Below are 17538 nucleotides of genomic sequence, written 5' to 3'. Positions count from 1 at the left end.
ATATGTTGAATATCAAAGATTTACAGGTCTCCGTTGAGGATAAAGAGATTCTGCGCGGCGTCAGCCTGAACGTCCGCCCGGGCGAAGTCCACGCCATTATGGGACCGAACGGGTCGGGGAAAAGTACGCTCTCTGCGACGCTGGCTGGCCGTGAAGACTATACGGTGACCGGAGGGGCTGTCACCTTTAAAGGCCATGACCTGTTAGCGCTGTCGCCGGAAGAGCGGGCCGGGGAAGGGATTTTTATGGCCTTCCAGTACCCGGTTGAAATTCCCGGCGTGAGCAACCAGTTTTTCCTGCAAACCGCGCTCAACGCGGTGCGCGCCCATCGTGGGCAAGAGCCGCTGGATCGCTTCGATTTTCAGGATTTGATGGAAGAGAAAATCGCCTTGCTGAAAATGCCGGCGGACCTGCTGACCCGGTCGGTGAACGTCGGGTTTTCTGGCGGTGAAAAAAAACGCAACGATATCTTGCAGATGGCTGTGCTGGAGCCTGAATTATGCATTCTTGATGAAACCGATTCCGGGCTGGATATCGATGCGCTGAAAATTGTCTCGGAAGGCGTTAACGCGCTACGGGACGGCAAACGCAGCTTTATTATCGTCACTCACTACCAGCGTATCCTGGACTATATCAAGCCTGACGTGGTGCATGTGCTGTATCAGGGGCGGATCGTGAAATCGGGTGATTTTCGGCTTGTGAAACAGCTGGAGGAGCAGGGCTATGGCTGGCTTAGCGAACAACAGTAGCGCGCTGCAGCAGTGGCATGCGCTATTACAGGCGCGCGGCGGACAGCCGTCACCGCAGGCGCTGGTGCACCTGCAGCAGATCCATCAGCTTGGCCTGCCCACTCGTAAGGATGAAGACTGGAAGTACACCGCGCTTGATAAGCTGCTCGCCAGCACCTTTGTCGCGCCCGCGCTGCCTGCATTGACGGCTCAACAGCGCGATGCTCACGCGGTAGCGCTGGCGGCGCATCGGCTGGTGTTCGTTGACGGTCAGTTTGATGCACGTCTCAGCGATGATCCTGGCGGTAGCGGGTTTGAGGTGACGGTGGATAATCAGCGCCAGTCGCTGCCGGATGCGGTTCATCCCGAGGCCTTCCTGCATCTGACGGAAAGTCTGGCCACCAGCGTGACGCGTATCCGCGTACGGCGTAATCAGCGTCCCGAAAAACCGCTGCTGCTGCTGCATCTGACGCGCGGCCTGGAAACGGGCGAGATGAATACGGCGCATTACCGCCACCATTTACAGCTAGAGGAAGGGGCCCAGGCGACGGTTATCGAGCACTATGTCAGCCTGAATGCGCTGCGCCACTTTACCGGCGCAAGGTTGACGATGGACGTGGCCGATAATGCCCAGCTACAGCATCTGAAGCTGGGGTTTGAAAACGATCAGAGCTACCACTTTTCCCATAACGATCTACGGCTAGGGCGAGACGCAGCCGCTTTCAGCCACAGCTTCCTGTTGGGCGCGGCGGTTGCCAGACACCACACCAGCAGCCAGCTGAATGGCGAAAACAGCACGTTGCGTTTGAATAGCCTGGCGATGCCGGTTAACGCTGAAGTGTGCGATTCCCGCACGTGGCTTGAACATAATCAGGGCTACTGTAACAGCCGGCAGCTGCATAAAACCATCGTCAATGATAAGGGACGGGCGGTATTCAACGGTGTGATTACCGTGGCGCCGCACGCCGTTAAAACCGACGGCCAGATGACCAACAACAATCTGCTGCTGGGGCGGCTGGCAGAAGTCGACAGCAAACCGCAGCTCGAGATTTACGCTGACGATGTGAAATGCAGCCACGGTGCCACCGTCGGGCGAATCGACGACGAGCAGCTCTTTTATTTACGTTCACGCGGCGTGGCGCTGGAGGAAGCGAGGAACATCATCCTTTATGCGTTTGCCGCCGGGCTGACCGATGCCATTACCCTGGAGGCGCTGAAGCAGCACGTACTGGCGCGGATCGGGCTGCGTCTGGCAGGAGGTAAACAATGACTTTTTCCGTACAACAGGTGCGCGCCGATTTTCCGGTACTCTCCCGCGAAGTCAACGGCCAGCCGCTGGCGTATCTGGACTCCGCGGCCAGCGCGCAGAAACCCGAGCAGGTGATCCACGCGGAAGCGGCGTTTTATCGCAACGGCTACGCGGCGGTACACCGGGGCATTCACACGCTGAGCGCCGAAGCCACCCAGCGAATGGAAGAGGTGCGCCAGAAGGTCGCGCGTTTTCTTAATGCGGCCAGCGCCGAAGAGATCGTCTTTGTGCGCGGTACGACAGAAGCGATTAATCTGGTCGCCAACAGCTGGGGCAACCGTAACGTTCAGGCGGGCGATAATATCGTGATCACGGCGATGGAGCACCACGCCAATATTGTGCCGTGGCAAATGCTCTGTGCACGTGCCGGGGCACAGCTGCGGGTCATCCCGCTCAACGCCGATGGCACGTTGCAGATGGCGGCGGTCGAGGGGCTATTTGATGCGCGCACCCGCCTGCTGGCGGTGACCCAGGTGTCTAACGTGTTGGGGACCGAGAACCCGCTGTCGGAGCTGATTGCCATCGCGCATCGCCATAACGCGAAAGTGCTGGTGGACGGCGCGCAGGCGGTGATGCATCACCCGGTCGACGTGCGGGCGCTGGGCTGCGACTTCTACGCCTTCTCTGGCCATAAACTCTACGGCCCCACGGGAATTGGCGCGCTGTATGTTACCGCCGACATCCTACAGACGATGCCGCCGTGGGAAGGCGGTGGGTCAATGATTGCCACCGTTAGCCTGACGGAAGGCACCACGTGGGCGAAAGCGCCGTGGCGTTTCGAGGCCGGCACGCCGAATACCGGCGGCATTATCGGTCTGGGCGCCGCGCTGGATTATGTCAATGGCCTGGGGCTGACGCACGTTGCTGAATATGAACAGACGCTGATGCGCTACGCGCTGGACGCGCTGGCAGACGTGCCGGATCTGCATTTGTACGGGCCCGCCGAACGCCTGGGGGTCATCGCTTTTAATCTCGGCAAGCATCATGCCTACGACGTTGGCAGCTTTCTCGATAACTATGGGATTGCCGTACGCACCGGCCATCACTGCGCGATGCCGCTGATGGCGTTTTATCAGGTGCCCGCGATGTGCCGGGCGTCGTTGGCCATGTACAACACCGTTGAAGAGGTCGACCGCCTGGTGGCGGGCCTGCAGCGCATTCGCCGATTACTGGGGTAACAGGGAGCAACCATGGCGGCTTTACCGGACAAAGATAAACTGTTGCGCAACTTTAACCGCTGCGCCAACTGGGAAGAGAAGTATCTCTATATTATTGAGCTGGGCCAGCGTCTGGCGCCGCTCAGCCCCGAGCAGCACCGCCCGGAGAATATTATTCAGGGGTGCCAGAGCCAGGTGTGGATTGTGATGGGGCGTGACGATCGGGGTCGTATCACGCTGCAGGGCGACAGCGATGCGGCAATTGTTAAAGGCTTGATTGCCGTGGTGTTTATCCTCTACGATGGGATGACCGCTGCGGACGTACAGGCTTTTGATGTACGGCCCTGGTTTGAACAGATGGCGCTGGCGCAGCATCTGACGCCGTCACGTTCTCAGGGACTGGAGGCCATGATTCGCGCTATCCGCACGCAGGCGGCAAGTTTTAGCTAATATCAAATAGACAGCTTTCATTCTGTTACGAAAGGTGGGCGGGCAGCCCACCACGCTGGTGGTTCAGCTTTCTGGCATGTTGTCAGTGAATATGAATAAGGAATCCAGATATGAAGCGCGCGTCCCTCTTAACACTCGGCATTTTAGGCGCCCTCAGCGCGATCTCAAGCGCCTGGGCGGTTGACTACCCATTACCCCCTGCCAACAGTCGTTTAATCGGCCACAATCAAACCTACACGGTTCAGGAGGGGGATAAGAACCTACAGGCCATCGCCAGACGCTTTGATACGGCGGCGATGCTGATTCTTGAAGCCAACAATACCATCGCACCGGTTCCCCGTCCCGGCACCGTGGTGACGATTCCGTCGCAGATGCTGCTGCCGGACGTCCCGCGTGAAGGGATTGTCGTCAACCTCGCCGAACTGCGCTTGTATTACTTCCCGCCGGGTGAACAGCAGGTCCAGGTCTATCCAATAGGCATCGGCCTGCAGGGGCTGGAAACGCCGGAAATGACGACTCGGGTCGGGCAGAAGATCCCGAACCCGACCTGGACGCCAACGCCGGGTATCCGCGCGCGTTCGCTGGAGCGCGGCGTGACGTTGCCCGCTGTCGTGCCTGCCGGGCCGCATAACCCGCTAGGGCTGTATGCGCTGCGTCTGGCGTACGGTAACGGTGAATACCTTATCCATGGTACCAACGCGCCGGATAGCGTCGGGCTACGCGTCAGCTCGGGCTGTATTCGCATGAATGCGCCGGACATTAAGGCGCTGTTCGCCCAGGTGCGCAGCGGGACGCCGGTGCGGGTGATCAATGAGCCGGTGAAATATTCAGTGGAACCGAACGGCGCGCGCTATCTGGAAGTGCACCGCCCGCTGTCGCAGAACGCCGAGCAGGACACGCAAACGATGAAGATGACGCTGTCATCCGGCTTTAAAGCGTTTGCTGGTCACGGTAGCGTGGATGAAGCGCAGGTGAAGCGCGTGCTGTCTCGTCGTGCCGGATATCCGGTGGCGGTGTCTCAGGGCGCTGGGGCGGCTTCAGCTTCGGAGCCGGTCGTGTCAGCACAGAATGCAGACATGACGTCAGGGAAGGTTACGCAGTAGGGCAGGGGATTTACAGGCAAAAAAAATGGCGCACAATGTGCGCCATTTTTATTACCAGAACTCTTACTTACGGTAAGAGTGAGCCTGGTTGTCCAGACGCTGGTTAGCACGAGCTGCGTCGTCTTTAGCAGCCTGAACGTCGGAACGCACTGCGTTCACGTCGTTGCTCAGCTGGTCAACTTTAGCGTTCAGAGTCTGAACGTCAGAAGACAGCTGATCGATTTTAGCATTGCTGGAGCAACCTGCCAGCAGAGTAGAACCCAGGATTACCGCGCCCAGTACCAGTTTAGTACGATTCATTATAAATACCCTCTAGATTGAGTTAATCTCCATGTAGCGTTACAAGTATTACACAAACTTTTTTATATTGAGAATATTTTTTTATGCGTTTTCCCTTATTTTTGATCGTTCGCTCAAAGAAGCACCGACTTTGCGCTTTTGCCGGGAAAATGCGTGTGAAAACAGAGGACTTCCATCGGATTCATCTTAGATAATCGAAGTTTAAATAGTGAGAGCCTATTTGATTTTTTATTGAGCAGGGTTATCTGAGTGTATAAAAAAAGCGCCCAATGGGCGCTTTTTAGGCAAACTATAATAAGTATGTGGATTATTACAGTACGTGTACGGAGGCGGTGTTGGTGGTGCCGCTCGGTACCAGCGCGCCGGAAACCATCACCACGACGTCGCCTTTCTGTGCCAGACCGCTTTCTACAGCGACTTCTTTGCCCAGACGGTAGAAATCATCGGTAGAGCTGATTTCTTTGACAACCTGTGCGACAACGCCTTTGCTCAGCACCAGCTGACGCGCAGTCGTTTCGTTGGTGGTCAGCGCCAGGATGGTGGCATCCGGGAAGTATTTACGGATAGCGCGTGCGGATTTACCGCCCTGGGTTGCTACCACGATCAGCGGTGCGTCCAGTTTCTCAGCGGTTTCTACTGCGCCACGGCAGACGGCTTCGGTGATGCGCAGCTTACGGCTGTCGTTGTTGAACTCCAGACGGCTGGTCATCACGCGGTCAGTACGTTCACAGATGGTGGCCATAATGGTCACGGCTTCCAGCGGGTACTTACCTTTTGCGGATTCACCGGACAGCATGACTGCATCGGTGCCGTCGAGGATGGCGTTTGCTACGTCGCCGGCTTCAGCGCGGGTCGGACGTGGGTTTTTGATCATGGAATCCAGCATCTGGGTCGCAGTGATAACGACTTTGCGCGCGCGGATACATTTTTCGATGATCATTTTCTGGGCGAAGATAACTTCTTCAACCGGGATCTCAACGCCCATGTCACCACGAGCAACCATGATGCCGTCAGAGGCTTCGAGGATTTCGTCGAAGTTGTTCAGGCCTTCCTGGTTTTCAATTTTGGAGATGATCTGGATGTTTTCGCCGCCGTGCGCCTTCAGGTGCTCGCGGATTTCAATAACGTCAGAACGTTTACGAATGAAGGATGCGGCAACGAAGTCAACGCCCTGTTCGCAACCGAAGATCAGGTCCTGTTTGTCTTTTTCAGCCAGCGCTGGCAGCGCGATGGAAACGCCCGGCAGGTTAACGCCTTTGTTCTCACCCAGGTCGCCGTTGTTCAGCACTTTACAGATAACTTTGTTACCTTCGATAGCGGTCACTTCCATACCGATCAGGCCATCGTCAACCAGCACGGTGTTGCCCACTTTCAGGTCAGAGGTGAAGCCTTCGTAGGTGACCGCAACGATTTCGCTGTTGCCGATAACGGATTTGTCGGTGGTGAAGGTGAAGGTCTGGCCCGCTTTCAGGGAGACGTCGTTACCGCCTTCCAGTTTGATGGTACGGATTTCCGGACCTTTGGTATCCAGCAGGATAGCGGCTTTCTTACCGGTTTTGCTCATCACGTTGCGCAGGTTCTTGATGCGCTGACCGTGTTCAGCATAGTCGCCGTGAGAGAAGTTCAGACGCATAACGTTCATGCCCGCGTCGAGCATTTTGCCTAACATCTCTTCGGATTCGGTTTTCGGCCCGATGGTGCAAACAATTTTGGTCTTTTTCATGACAGTCTTAGTCTTTAAGTTGAGATTGAGAAGGATTTGGAATTCTCGCCCCATGCGCGCACGGCCACGGAGTCAAACCTGTGTTACGAAAGTTGCTATGCCACGCCATAAGGATAGGTGACATAAAAAAAGCGTGCAGAGGAAAGTGTGCTAGAGGTTCAGCATAGTCAAAAAGGCGATGTTTTAATCGTTTATTGATGTAGTCCAATGAGCTGAAACCATTCAAGAAAGAAACGCGGCGGATTATACGATGTTATGGCGAAAAAAGAAAATAAAAACGCTGTTTCAAAATGAATGAAGGCTGTTTAACAAAATAAAAACGAATTATAGGTGAAAATGTAACAGCATAGATGCGCAACGGCAGACGCCGGGAGCCTGCTGATTTGCTTTCTGTGCGAAACGAAACAATAATAATTTGATTCTTAATGGAAATTAGCGAGCGTAAACGATGGGAAATCAGGCAAAAGACGACGTTTTATACCAGGAAATGTGCCGCGTAGTGGGAAAAGTTGTGCTGGAAATGCGCGATTTGGGCCAGGAACCGAAGCATATTGTGATCGCTGGCGTGGTCCGCACGGCGCTGGCAAACACCAAGGTCCAGCGTTCAGAGCTGACGCGTGAAGCGATGCAGAAGGTGGTGACCGCGCTGTCAGGGCAGGCCTGACAGCGGATCAGGCGATCACAAAGCGCAAAATCGATTTCACCGCCAGCTCGCTGTGGTGATGAATCAGCCCCTCATCGTTGATATCCGGAAGCGGACCGTCCAGATAGAGGCTGTTAAAGCTGTAAAAATTAGACACCTGATAAAAGCTGAAGCTGCTAATCAGACGGTGAACGTCGCGCGCGTCTAACGCGGGCTGGAATATGCCCTGTTCTTGCCCGCGGTGCAGAATCTGCTCCAGCAAGGAGAGGGCGCTTTTATTCAGCCGCTTCAGATCGCCCGAAGCCAGCAGCCATTTCCCGCGCTGCATATTCTCCATACAGATAATCCGCATAAAATCAGCGTGCTCGGCGTGATAACGTACGCTCCATTTCACCAGTTGGACGAGTGCTTCCACCGGCGGCAGGTTCTCCAGCCCCAATTGCTGCTCGGTCTCGCGAATGCGCGTATAGACGTACTGCAGTACCGCCTGGTACAACAGCTCTTTAGTCTTAAAGTAGTACACCACCATACGCTTGGTCGTCTGCGCCTCGCCGGCTATCTGTTCCATACGCGCACCGGCCAAGCCGTGTTCCGCAAAAACCGCGATTGCGGCGGTAAAAATCCGTGTTTTTAGCGACTGCGCTTCATCGTGAGCGATGGCTGACATAACCACTCCTGTTCATTTTTACCGGGCACAAAAAATATACACAATGATCACAAATTAGCAACCAAATCTGGCGCGCTTGAACCAAATGATTCATATTCGATGCAACTGCTACCGCCAAAGCCAGGTGAAACCATGTTGCGTTCAATTGCTACCGTATCCCTTTCTGGAACCCTGCCTGAAAAGCTCAGCGCGATTGCCGCTGCCGGTTATCAGGGCGTTGAAATCTTTGAAAACGATTTGCTCTATTATACCGGTACGCCGACGGATGTCCGTAATATGGCCGACGATCTGGGGCTTAAAATCACGTTATTTCAGCCTTTTCGCGATTTTGAAGGCGGCCCGCGCGAGCGGTTTGCGGCTAACCTGGCGCGAGCCGAGCGCAAATTTGCGCTGATGCACGAGCTGGGCTGCGACACGCTGCTGCTGTGCAGTAACGTTCAGGCCGACTGTTCTGCCGACTTTTCCCTGCAGGTTGAAGATTTGCGCGCGCTGGCGACGCTGGCGGAGCGGGAAAATATCCGCATTGGCTATGAAGCGCTGGCGTGGGGTACCCACGTAAATCGCTGGTATCAGGCCTGGGAGCGGGTGAAAGCGGTAGATAGCCCGGCGTTGGGGATCGTGCTCGATAGCTTCCATATCCTGGCATTAGGCGACGATCTGCGTCGTCTGCACGAAGTGCCGATGGACAAGATCACCTTCCTCCAGCTGGCCGATGCACCGTTGATGAAAATGGATGTGCTCGAGTGGAGCCGCCATTTCCGCTGCTTTCCGGGGCAGGGTGAACTGCCGCTGGTGGCGTTTACTCAAGAACTGACGCGCCTTGGCTACCGTGGCCCATGGTCGCTGGAAATTTTTAACGACGGCTTCCGCGCCTCGCCCAACGGCGCGACGGCCAAAGACGGCTATCGCTCGTTGCTGTGGCTGGAAGAGCAGACTCAACGCACACTCGGTGAGAGCGGGGCGGATCTGTTCCACACGGCCAATCTACCAACTTTTGAGGGCATTGAGTTTATTGAGTTCGCCGCGAGCCCTGGCGAAGCGAAAAAGCTGAGCACCATGCTCGGCGGTATGGGATTCCAGCTGGAGGGGATGCACCGTTCCAAGCAGGTCGCGCTGTGGCGTAACGGCGGCGCGCGGGTAATTATCAACTATCAGCCCCACAGCTGGGCGGATCACTTCTATCAACGTCACGGCGTCTCGCTGTGTGCGATTGCGCTACGGGTCAGCGAAAGTGCGCCAGCGATCGCTCGCGCCAAAGCCTATGGCTACGCCACCTGGCAGGGCGAAGCCGGGCCGAATGAAAGCACCATCCCGGCGGTATGCGCACCGGACGGCAGCCTGATTTATCTTGTCGATAGCCAACAGGATATTTACGCGCAGGATTTTACCCTTACCGAAACGGCGAACGTGGGGCCGCTGCTGGGGATCGACCATCTGGCGCTAGGGATGGAGGCCGACAGCCGTGACAACTGGGTGATGTTTGTTCGCGCGGTGCTGGGTTTTACGCTGGAGCATGAACAAACGCTACCAGACCCTTACGGCCTGGTGCGCAGCCTGGCGGTGCAAAGCCCGCAGGGCACCGTACGCCTGGCGCTGAATATCTCTCAAAGCCGCGCAACGCAGATTGCCCGCTCGGTGGCCTGCTATCAGGGGGCCGGGCTACAGCACGCGGCGTTCGCGGGTCGCGATCTCCCCACGCTGCTGGACAACCAACCGCTGGCAGCCGCGCTGTCGCTGCCGGTTCCGGCAAACTATTACGATGATTTGCAGGCGCGATTTGGCGATAGCGCGCAGGTGGAAACCCTACGCCGCCAGCAGATTCTCTACGATCGTGACGGTACGGGCGGCGAATTTTTACATCGTTACACCTTACCGTTCAGCGAAGGGCGCTTCTTCTTTGAATTTACCGAACGTCGTCACGGCTACGCGCAGTACGGCGCGGTGAATGCTGCCGTACGACTGGCGGCAATGCAGTACCGTTAGCGCCGGAATGTACCATTCGGTACGCTGGCGCCGCAGGCTAGACCATAACAATAAACATTCATCTGCACTCGACAACGACAGGTAAACACTATGAATTCACTCGGCCAACCTCGTGTGGCCACCGCTGCGGCGGTGAACGCGATCCCTCGCTCCCGGCGGCGCATTGGTATTCTGGCGCTGCTGGCCGTGGGGACCATGATCAACTATCTCGACCGCACGGTGCTGGGGATTGCCGCGCCGCAGCTGACCCAGGAGCTGGGCATTAGCGCCGCGGTGATGGGGATTGTCTTTTCCGCCTTTGCCTGGACCTACGCGCTGGCGCAGATCCCCGGCGGCATGTTCCTCGACCGCTTCGGCAACAAGTTGACCTATTTTCTGGCGCTGAGCTTCTGGTCGCTGTTTACGTTGCTGCATGGTTTTGCCGTAGGTCTGAAAACGCTGCTGCTGTGCCGTTTTGGTCTTGGCGTCAGCGAAGCACCGTGCTTCCCGGTGAATAGCCGGGTGGTGAGCGCCTGGTTTCCGCAGCATGAACGAGCAAAAGCGACCGCGGTGTATACCGTTGGTGAATATCTCGGGCTGGCCTGTTTTGCGCCGCTGCTGTTCTGGATTATGGGCGGTTTTGGCTGGCGCACGCTGTTTATCTCGGTAGGTGTCGTCGGCATGTTATTTGCGCTGGTCTGGTGGCGATGCTATCGCGAACCGCATGAGGACAGCCGTCTGAGCCAGCAGGAGCGCGAGTACATTGCCGCCGGCGGCGGCATCAGCTCTGGCGCTGAGCAGCGCAAGGCGTTCAGCTGGCCGCTGGTACGTCAGATGTTGCGCAAACGGCAAATTATTGGCGCCAGTATCGGCCAGTTTGCGGGCAATACCGTGCTGGTATTTTTCCTGACCTGGTTCCCCACCTATCTGGCGACCGAGCGGCATATGCCGTGGCTGAAAGTCGGGTTCTTCGCCATTCTGCCGTTTCTGGCAGCGGCGGGCGGCGTGATGTTCGGCGGTTGGGTGTCGGATAAGCTGCTGAAAGCTACCGGCAGCGCCAACCTGGGCCGTAAGTTGCCCATTATCGCGGGGCTGCTGATGGCGAGCTGCATTATTAGTGCTAACTGGCTGTCCAGCGACACGGCGGTGATCCTGGTGATGTCGTTCGCGTTCTTTGGCCAGGGGATGGTCGGGCTGGGCTGGACGTTAATTTCCGATATGGCACCGAAGGGGCTGGGCGGGCTGACCGGCGGGCTATTTAACTTCTGCGCCAACCTGGCGGGGATCCTCACGCCGCTGGTGATTGGTTTTATCGTGGCGGCGTTTGGCAGCTTCTTCTACGCCCTGGTGTATATCGGCGGCGCGGCGCTGCTTGGCGTGGTGGCGTATCTGTTTATTCTCGGTGATGTGAAGCGCATCGAACTGGATCTGCCTGAACAGGAGGAAACGCATGCACATTAGTGGGCGTACGCGGTTGATTGCGCATTTGGGATATCCGACGGAAAGCTTCAAGGCGCCAATGATCTATAACCCCTGGTTTGAAAACCAGAGCGTCGACGTCAAAGTGGTACCGATGGGCATCAAGCCGGAAGATTATGCGTCGTTGATCCCCGCGCTGTTTTCGCTAACCAATATTGCGGGCGCACTGGTGACGATGCCACATAAAGTGGCGACCTGCGGGCTGGTCGACCGGATGAGTCCCACCGCGCAAATTGCCGGTGCCTGCAACGCTATCCGCCGCGAAGCCGATGGTTCGCTGACCGGCGATATGTTTGACGGTGACGGCTTTGTGCGTGGCATTCAGCGCAAGGGCTTTGGTACCGTCGGGGCACGCGCGATGGTGGTGGGCAGCGGCGGCGTGGGGTCGGCGATTGCGGCTTCGCTAGCGGCAGCGGGCGTCAGTGCGTTGACGCTATACGATGCGCGGGAAAGCACGGCGCACGCGCTGGCTGACCGTTTACAGGGGCATTACCCGCAGCTCGAACTGACGGTGATGGACAACGATCCTGCGGGGCATGGCCTGGTTGTCAATGCGTCACCGTTGGGCATGCTCCCTGCCGATCCGCTGCCGATGGACGTTCAGCGAATAGAGCCCGGCACGTTCGTGGGCGAAGTCGTCATGAAGCAGACGTTTACGCCTTTCTTGCAGGCGGCAATGGCGCGCGGGTGTCCGGTACAGCCAGGGACGGATATGCTGTTTGAAATGATCCCGGCCTATCTGGACTTCTTCCATCTGCCGGTGGCAACGCCGGATCGGCTGCGGATGCTGGCGGAAATTCACGACTAAAGTGCTGGTCAGAAGCGTAATAGCCCAGATAATATAACGCTTATGTCTGGGCTACTTCGTTTCTTCTTATGCATTCCACGTTAACACTTCTGGCGGCCGGCAGCCTGCGCCGCGCGTTTATCCCGTTACAGGCGCAGTTTTCCGGGCAAACCGGCATTGCGCTGAAGCTGGTTTTTGGCCCCGCCGGTTTACTGCGCGAGCGTATTGAAAGCGGTGAACCGTGTTCGCTGTTTGCATCGGCGAATCGCCAGCATCCTCAGGCGCTTTGTGACGCCGGCCGCGCAAGCGGTCTCCATCTTTTTGCCCGCAATTCGCTGATGCTTACCGTGCGAAATACCCCGCAGACGAAGGGAAAAACGTGGCGGGAACTGCTGGCGGATGAGACGCTGCGGTTAGCGACTTCGACGCCGCTGTGCGACCCTTCCGGTGACTACACCTGGCAGCTTTTTGAGCGTATAGCGTCCTGCTATCCGGCGCTGGGCAATGCGCTCAAGCAGCGCGCAATGCCGCTGGTTGGCGGGCGGCATTCGCTCGCGCTGCCGAACGGGGCGATGGCCAGCCAATGGTTGATTGATGAGGGGTTCGCCGATCTGTTTATCGGCTATGCTCACTACGCCACCGCGCTGGAGAATCAAAGCAACGTTCGCTGCGTCGTTATTCCCGAGCCGTGGAATATTCACTGTGAATATTACCTGACCGATGTTGATGAGCATGACGACGCGCGGGTGTTCCGCCAGTTTATACTGGGTGAAGAGGGGCAGCGCTGCCTGCGCGACGCCGGGTTTATGTCGGCGAGCGGTGAATAGTAAAAAGCGGAGTCACCACCGGGGAAGGGTAATCCTCAAGCTGAAGCTTACGAACCCGTACGCCGTAAGCGCGCTGGAGATTGGCTTCCTGTACCACCTCGGCTGTTCGTCCGGCCAGCCATTGACGGTCAGGCATCAGCAGTAGCGTATGGCTCGCCACCTGAAGCGCGTGGGTAGGATCGTGGGTGGTAAACATCACGGTACGCGACTGGGCGCGCGACAGATCGCTTATCAACTGTAATACCGTCTGCTGATTGCCCAAATCGAGCGCCGAGCAGGGTTCATCCAACAGGATATTCTGGCTGGCGCTGACCAGCGCGCGGGCGATCATCACCAGCTGCTGCTGACCGCCGGACAGATTGCTGAACAGCGCGTCAGCCAGATTGGCGATATTCAGCTGAACCAACGCCGCCTGCACCTGACGTTCGTCCTCTTCCTGCGGCTGTGAAAACAGGGCAATATGGCGCGCGCGTCCCATCAGTACGATTTCTCGAACCCGCCAGCCAAAAGCGGGGCGAAAAGACTGTGGAACAATCCCTACGCCACCGCTGGCCACCACCCGGCCGGATAACGACGGCAGTACGCCGGTAATGGTGTCCAGTAACGTACTTTTCCCCCGACCATTGGCCCCCAGAATCGCCCACACTTCGCCGGGCTGGCAGTGCAGATTCAGCGGGGTAAACAGCGGCAAGTGGTGACCATATTCGAGCTGCGAGAATGTGAGCGTCGGGGTCATCAGATCGTTCCTTTTCGGCTGGCGCGTACCAGCATAATGGCAAACAGCGGCGCACCGACCAGCGCAGTAATAATCCCGATGGGGATTTCTGCCGCGGTCAGCGTACGGGCGAGATCGTCAACCAATACCATAAAGCTGGCACCGATCCAGAAGGCGCAGGGGAGCAGGCGACGGTGATCGGCGCCGCTGAGCATTCGCGCGAGGTGAGGGATCACCAGACCAACCCAGGCAATACTGCCGCTGACGGCCACCTGCGCCGCGACCAGCAGCGCGCAGCACAGCAGCACGACGCGGCGCAACGCGGTTACGCTAACGCCCAGCGCGCGGGCGTCTTTATCATCCAACGACAGCAGGTTGATGCGCCAGCGCAGCGTGTAAAGCACCAGCGAGGCGGCCGCCACCGGGATGACGAGCAGCAGCACTTTGTGCCAGTTGGCGGTGGCAAAACTACCAAGCAGCCAAAAGACAATATTCGGCAATACCTCTTCCGTGTCGGCCATGTACTGCATCAGGCTGACCAGTGCGGCGAAGAAACCGCTGAGAATAATCCCGGCAAGTATCAGCACCAGCGTGCTTTCCCGGCCTTGAAGCGCCGCCAGAAGGTAAACCAGCGTGAGCGCCAGCAGGCCAAAGAAGAAGGTGGTGCCCATCATCAGCGGCATACTGAGTCCGAGCAGAATAGCCAGCGTGCCGCCAAAGGCAGAGCCCGAAGTGACGCCGATAATATGCGGGTCGACCAGCGGATTCTGGAACACGCCCTGGAGCGTCGCGCCGCATAGCCCCAGCGCGCCGCCGGCGAGCAGCGCCATCAGAATGCGCGGCAGGCGAACGGACCAGACGATCTGGTGGGCGATATCGCGGCTATGCGGGTGTATCAACTGCGCCAGCACTTCACCGATAGATAAACCGTATTGACCAAAACACAAAGAGAGCACGGCAACGGTGAGCGTGAGCAGCATCAGCCCACCCTGTAACGTTTTGGGGCGACTACGGATGTGCATTAGCCTGCCAATCGGTACGGTAGAAACGATGGTAGTAATCCTGCGCCTGCGCATCGACGTCGATATCTTTGTAGCGCTGCGGGTAGAGTTTTTTCGCCAGCCACAGTTCGCCAATGGCCAGCGCTTCCGGCATTGGATAGCCCCATGCTTTCGCGTATTCCGGCATCAGCCAGACGCGGTGATTTTTCACAGCATCAATGCCTTGCCACTGCGGGTCGTTGACTATCTGTTTCACCACCTCGGGGTAGCGGTCCTGCACGAAGATAACCTGCGGATCCCACTGCAACACTTGTTCCATCGATACCTGGCGTGCGCCTTTTACGGTTGCGGCGGCCACGTTGATAGCGCCCGCATGTTGCATCATCAGGCCGGTATATTTCCCTGAACCATAGGTATTCAGATCCGGGTTAGCCATGTACACGCGAACTTTCTCTGCGGACGGAATGGCGGCGACCGGCGCGTTGAATTTGGCGCGCGCGGCAAAGGTGTAATCAATGAGCGCATCCGCCTGTGCCTGACGGTTAACCACGTCACCAATCAGGCGAATACCCTGTTTCAGACCTTCGTTATACGCGCGTTCTTCATCGGCCATGGTGGGATTCATTTTATTTTGCTCACCGGCGGCGTCTTCACGAAGAGAGATGGCAACGACGGGGATCCCCGCATGGGAAATTTGCTGAATCATGGCCGCCGGTGCGTAGTTGGCGACAAACACCACCTGTGGGTGCAGCGCCAGCAGGCTTTCAATATTGACCTGGGTGAGGTCGCCCGGCATCGGCAGCGTTTCAATGCCGGGCATGAAGCGGGCAAAACCCGGGCCGAGCTGTTTTTTCCAACTGCTCAGGACGCCTACGATATCCGCAGAGGCGTCCAACTGTACCAGCAGGTTTAAGGTCTGGTGTTGGAGCACCACCACGCGGTTGACCGTATCGGGAAGGGTAACCTGGCGGCCAAGCTGGTCGGTTACGGTACGGTCGGCAAGCGCAGGGGTCGCTGCCGCCAGGCTGGCGCAGGCTAGCGTCAGACCAACAAGTAAACGGTGTAATGTAGACATGAGTCGCTCATTCAGGAGGGGAAGTAATCGGTGTGTATTTGATTATATAACGAAGGGAAATGCAAACCGTCTGACGGAAATACCCCTAAATTTCTCCTGAAAACAAAAAAGGCCGCAGCGTTTCCGCGGCGGCCTGGTTCGGGCGCATGCTGCCATTCAGGCAAAAATGGTCATCAGGTATGCGGCAAACAGCGCCAGGTGCGCCGCGCCGTTCAGCACGTTGGTACGCCCGGTCGAGAACGAGATGTGGCACAGTATCAGCGAGGCAACCATCACGATCATCTCCGGCATCCCCAGGCCGAACATCAGTTCGTTACCGGTCAGCCAGGCGATCAGCGTCACCACCGGCACGGTGAGGGAAATGGTCGCCAGCACCGAGCCAAAGAACAGGTTCATCGCACGCTGCACCTGGTTATTAAGAACCGCCTTCAGCGCGCCTAAGCCTTCCGGCGAGAGGATCAGCAGAGCGACCAGGAAACCGGTAAACGCGACCGGCGCGTTCATGCTGGTCAGCAGCGTCTCCAGCGGGTTTGCGTTCATTTTGGTCACTGCAATCACCGCCACCAGATGGACAATCAGCCACAGGGCGTGCCAAAGGCTGCTGTGCGCCGACGGTTTACCGTGGTGCGGGTCATCATCGTCGCTGTCGTCCTCATGCTCGTAGACAAACAGACTCTGGTGCGTTTTGGTTTGAATAAGCAGAAATACGCCGTACATGGCGGCGGAAATCAGCGCCACGAGCAGCGACTGGCCGATGGTAAAATTGGCCCCCGGCAGCGCCGTCGGGAACACCAGCACAATAATGGCCAGCGGAAACAGGGCAATCAAATATTGTTTGATGCCGAACAGGTTCATATATTGCGTGGCAAATTTGCGCCCGCCAAGCAACAGCGAGAAGCCCACCAGTCCGCCGGTCACGATCATAATGATCGAATACAGCGTATCGCGCATCAGGGTAGGGGCGGCATCGCCGGTGGCCATCAGCGCAGAAATCAGGCTGACTTCCAGAATGACGACAGAGAGACTTAAAATCAGGGAGCCGTAGGGCTCGCCGAGACGGTGGGCTAAGACGTCGGCGTGGCGAACCACGCTAAAGGCACTGCTCAGAATACCAACCAGAGCGAGAGCATTAATCGCAACAACCACTGGCAATGACTGACTGCTTCCCCAGAAGAACAGGATTGCCAGCGCGATGACCGGGAAAATGAGCGACGTCTCCTTGTGGCGAGTTTTCACCGCCTCATGTGCGTGGGTCATGTGTTTCTCCATATATGCAGGTATTTATAATTATAGAAAAAATCAGGGGCATAAATTAACAAAATTTTCCATGTGTCAGGCAATCTTTTACTAAAATTTACCCATGGCGCGAATTTTATGGTTAAAGGTCTATAATATAAAACAACGGATAAATATCTATTAAATAACAGTCAATTGTCATGTTGTTATTTTTATTATTCGTCTGGAGTGTTCACGGTGAAACGCAATAGGGATCCGGCAGACAAATTGCATCCGAGGGCGTAAAGCTGGATAATATTTCGTCAATGACAGCGCCGGAAGTCGCCATCCGTTCCCTTGAGAGCGTATGTGTTGCAAGGACGAGTTGTGGTGGTGG

The 17538-nt window shown here is 56.9% G+C and carries 17 protein-coding genes; 10 read left to right on the top strand and 7 right to left on the bottom strand.

The genetic code is table 11. The features are described 5' to 3' along the window. Positions 1-2 precede the first annotated feature (2 nt). The 5 genes from sufC (at position 3) to ldtE (ending at position 4747) form a co-directional block, all read left to right on the top strand. Positions 3-749: a Fe-S cluster assembly ATPase SufC gene (gene sufC, locus H7R56_RS13560; RefSeq protein ID WP_106928915.1), complete on the top strand. Its 747-nt coding sequence runs from the start codon at positions 3-5 to the stop codon at positions 747-749. Beyond that, positions 724-1998, top strand: coding sequence for a Fe-S cluster assembly protein SufD (sufD, locus tag H7R56_RS13555; protein ID WP_106928913.1), 1275 nt, complete (start codon positions 724-726; stop codon positions 1996-1998). Before sufC ends, sufD begins: the two co-directional genes overlap by 26 nt. Further along, entirely contained in the window at positions 1995-3215 is a 1221-nt protein-coding gene (sufS, locus tag H7R56_RS13550; RefSeq protein WP_106928911.1) for a cysteine desulfurase SufS, read from the top strand. The genes sufD and sufS overlap by 4 nt, the downstream gene beginning before the upstream one ends. Positions 3216-3227: 12 nt before the next feature. Then, positions 3228-3644 (top strand): cysteine desulfuration protein SufE, encoded by a 417-nt coding sequence (sufE, locus tag H7R56_RS13545; protein ID WP_106928909.1) that lies wholly within the window; start codon positions 3228-3230, stop codon positions 3642-3644. A gap of 110 nt (positions 3645-3754) precedes the next feature. Continuing rightward, positions 3755-4747, top strand: a complete 993-nt coding sequence (gene ldtE / locus H7R56_RS13540; protein ID WP_106928907.1) for a L,D-transpeptidase LdtE — start codon at positions 3755-3757, stop codon at positions 4745-4747. A 63-nt stretch (positions 4748-4810) separates the two neighbouring features. On the opposite strand, the gene H7R56_RS13535 is transcribed toward ldtE, so the two are convergent. Together H7R56_RS13535 and pykF are read right to left on the bottom strand one after the other, a co-directional pair. Next, a complete protein-coding gene (locus tag H7R56_RS13535; protein WP_006118977.1) occupies positions 4811-5047 on the bottom strand; it encodes a major outer membrane lipoprotein in 237 nt (78 codons plus the stop codon). A 310-nt stretch (positions 5048-5357) separates the two neighbouring features. Then, a complete protein-coding gene (gene pykF / locus H7R56_RS13530; protein ID WP_106928905.1) occupies positions 5358-6770 on the bottom strand; it encodes a pyruvate kinase PykF in 1413 nt (470 codons plus the stop codon). Between the two features lie 448 nt (positions 6771-7218). On the opposite strand from pykF, the gene fumD reads away from it, so the two are divergent. Continuing rightward, on the top strand, positions 7219-7434 hold the full coding sequence (gene fumD, locus H7R56_RS13525) for a fumarate hydratase FumD (protein WP_106928903.1): 216 nt from the start codon (positions 7219-7221) through the stop codon (positions 7432-7434). A gap of 7 nt (positions 7435-7441) precedes the next feature. Here fumD and H7R56_RS13520 read toward each other — a convergent pair whose 3' ends face one another. After that, on the bottom strand, positions 7442-8080 hold the full coding sequence (locus H7R56_RS13520) for a TetR/AcrR family transcriptional regulator (RefSeq protein WP_106928901.1): 639 nt from the start codon (positions 8078-8080) through the stop codon (positions 7442-7444). 132 nt (positions 8081-8212) lie between these two features. Between H7R56_RS13520 and H7R56_RS13515 the strand changes: the two genes are divergently transcribed. From H7R56_RS13515 to H7R56_RS13500, 4 genes are all read left to right on the top strand, one after another. Next, a complete protein-coding gene (locus H7R56_RS13515; protein WP_106928899.1) occupies positions 8213-10063 on the top strand; it encodes a bifunctional sugar phosphate isomerase/epimerase/4-hydroxyphenylpyruvate dioxygenase family protein in 1851 nt (616 codons plus the stop codon). A 90-nt stretch (positions 10064-10153) separates the two neighbouring features. Next, a complete protein-coding gene (locus tag H7R56_RS13510; RefSeq protein WP_106928897.1) occupies positions 10154-11503 on the top strand; it encodes an MFS transporter in 1350 nt (449 codons plus the stop codon). Further along, a complete protein-coding gene (locus H7R56_RS13505) occupies positions 11493-12329 on the top strand; it encodes a shikimate dehydrogenase family protein (protein ID WP_106928895.1) in 837 nt (278 codons plus the stop codon). The genes H7R56_RS13510 and H7R56_RS13505 overlap by 11 nt, the downstream gene beginning before the upstream one ends. 68 nt (positions 12330-12397) lie before the next feature. Continuing rightward, positions 12398-13135 (top strand): substrate-binding domain-containing protein, encoded by a 738-nt coding sequence (locus tag H7R56_RS13500; protein WP_106928893.1) that lies wholly within the window; start codon positions 12398-12400, stop codon positions 13133-13135. Here the strand turns inward: H7R56_RS13500 and H7R56_RS13495 are convergent. The 4 genes from H7R56_RS13495 to chaA all read right to left on the bottom strand — a co-directional run bounded on the left by H7R56_RS13495 (position 13113) and on the right by chaA (position 17183). Then, positions 13113-13871: an ABC transporter ATP-binding protein gene (locus tag H7R56_RS13495; RefSeq protein ID WP_106928891.1), complete on the bottom strand. Its 759-nt coding sequence runs from the start codon at positions 13869-13871 to the stop codon at positions 13113-13115. The genes H7R56_RS13500 and H7R56_RS13495 overlap by 23 nt on opposite strands. Continuing rightward, positions 13871-14872 (bottom strand): FecCD family ABC transporter permease, encoded by a 1002-nt coding sequence (locus H7R56_RS13490; protein WP_106928889.1) that lies wholly within the window; start codon positions 14870-14872, stop codon positions 13871-13873. Before H7R56_RS13490 ends, H7R56_RS13495 begins: the two co-directional genes overlap by 1 nt. After that, positions 14859-15926, bottom strand: a complete 1068-nt coding sequence (locus H7R56_RS13485; protein ID WP_106928887.1) for an ABC transporter substrate-binding protein — start codon at positions 15924-15926, stop codon at positions 14859-14861. The genes H7R56_RS13490 and H7R56_RS13485 overlap by 14 nt, the downstream gene beginning before the upstream one ends. A 156-nt stretch (positions 15927-16082) precedes the next feature. Next, a complete protein-coding gene (chaA, locus tag H7R56_RS13480) occupies positions 16083-17183 on the bottom strand; it encodes a sodium-potassium/proton antiporter ChaA (protein WP_106928885.1) in 1101 nt (366 codons plus the stop codon). Between the last annotated feature and the right edge of the window lie 355 nt (positions 17184-17538).

Source organism: Klebsiella sp. WP3-W18-ESBL-02 (genome assembly GCF_014168815.1).
In the GTDB taxonomy this organism is placed as follows: domain Bacteria; phylum Pseudomonadota; class Gammaproteobacteria; order Enterobacterales; family Enterobacteriaceae; genus Kluyvera; species Kluyvera ascorbata_B.
This window is presented reverse-complemented; position numbering and strand designations above follow the sequence as displayed.